We start from the raw sequence: 1062 nt of genomic DNA on the forward strand, positions 1-1062 counted from the left end.
CCCTCCGACCAACGGAAGCAAATCCTGTACTGGTCATTGACCCGGATGCTGTACTGCCCGAATCGATCGCCTTGCAACATCTCAAGTCGATTGCCAGGCGGCGCCCTCAGGATATCCAGCGTCGCTGCCGAATTTAGCTGAGCGAGCTTGCGCCTGATGACGGATTCGATACGGATGAAGCGCCGTACCCGATACCCCATGAAGAGCGCCTCAGCGTCTTGGTGCGCGAATGAAGCAATCATAAGTCAGCGGCTTATCGTTTGTCGATAAGCGATCATGACTGATTTTGTCAGTGCATACAGTCAGCGCACGGGGGCAAGCCTTGCGCGACCATCCTCGTCATACGTGGGCGTCGCCCGCACTCGCTCGCCATGCGGAAAAACGCACGTCACCGATCCAGTTGGCGGCACGGCGCGCCAGTCTTGCCGGCTCTTCTTCGCCATCGAAGCTCACGTCACTACGTACCAGGCGCGCGCTATCGAAGTTGTCGAATACGTTGACATTGACCACGGCATACAGCCTGCCATCGATAAGGCTCGTGCAGCAGGCGACAACACCGCACCGCGCGCAGACGCGGAAGTCCGCGGTTTCCGTGCCGAAGGTGTAATCCGAGACCAGGCCACCACCCCGGGCCCGAATGCTCAACGTTGCCAAGGCATTCGCTGTCCATACAGCCCCGTGCTTCCGACAGAACGTGCACGTGCATGCCCGGGCGGCAATCGTCTCGGCATGTTCGGGCCACACAAGCTCGAAGGTCAGGTTTCCGCAATGACAGCTACCGTGGATCAGCATGCTTCGTGCTCCTGCGGCTGATGGAAGAGGATTCACCCTACGCTCGCTTCGCCTCGGACGGCAAGGCCGGTTCTTCGAGGCTCAGGTCAACGCGTCGCGCGACCGACTCGGCGGCGCGGCGTGCAGACGACCCCAGGCCCGGCGCAACTGTCGTGCGGAGCCGAAACCCGAGCGTTCGGCCACCGCCTCCATATCCAGCCGGGACCCAGCCAACAACTCGCTGGCCAGGGCAACCCGCATGCGGTTCACGAAATCCGTCACGCTCATGCC

At 61.5% G+C, this 1062-nt stretch carries 3 protein-coding genes; all 3 read right to left on the reverse strand.

Annotated features, from left to right (window positions below):
- Positions 1 to 242, reverse strand: a 242-nt coding sequence (locus AC1DT2_RS24285; RefSeq protein WP_477299297.1) for a type II toxin-antitoxin system RelE/ParE family toxin, incomplete at its 3' end; no start/stop codon positions are given.
- Positions 243 to 339: 97 nt separating this feature from the next.
- Positions 340 to 792: a GFA family protein gene (locus AC1DT2_RS24290; RefSeq protein WP_477299299.1), complete on the reverse strand. Its 453-nt coding sequence runs from the start codon at positions 790 to 792 to the stop codon at positions 340 to 342.
- An 81-nt stretch (positions 793 to 873) separates the two neighbouring features.
- Positions 874 to 1062: helix-turn-helix domain-containing protein (locus AC1DT2_RS24295; protein WP_477299301.1), on the reverse strand; the 189-nt coding region annotated here is incomplete at its 5' end.

The sequence above is a fragment of the Luteibacter sp. P4_E6 genome (genome assembly GCF_056401535.1).

Coding starts and splice junctions, on each gene's coding strand:
- AC1DT2_RS24290 (WP_477299299.1), bottom strand. CDS start 792: ATGCTGATCCACGGTAGCTGTCATTGCGGAAACCTGACCTTCGAGCTT.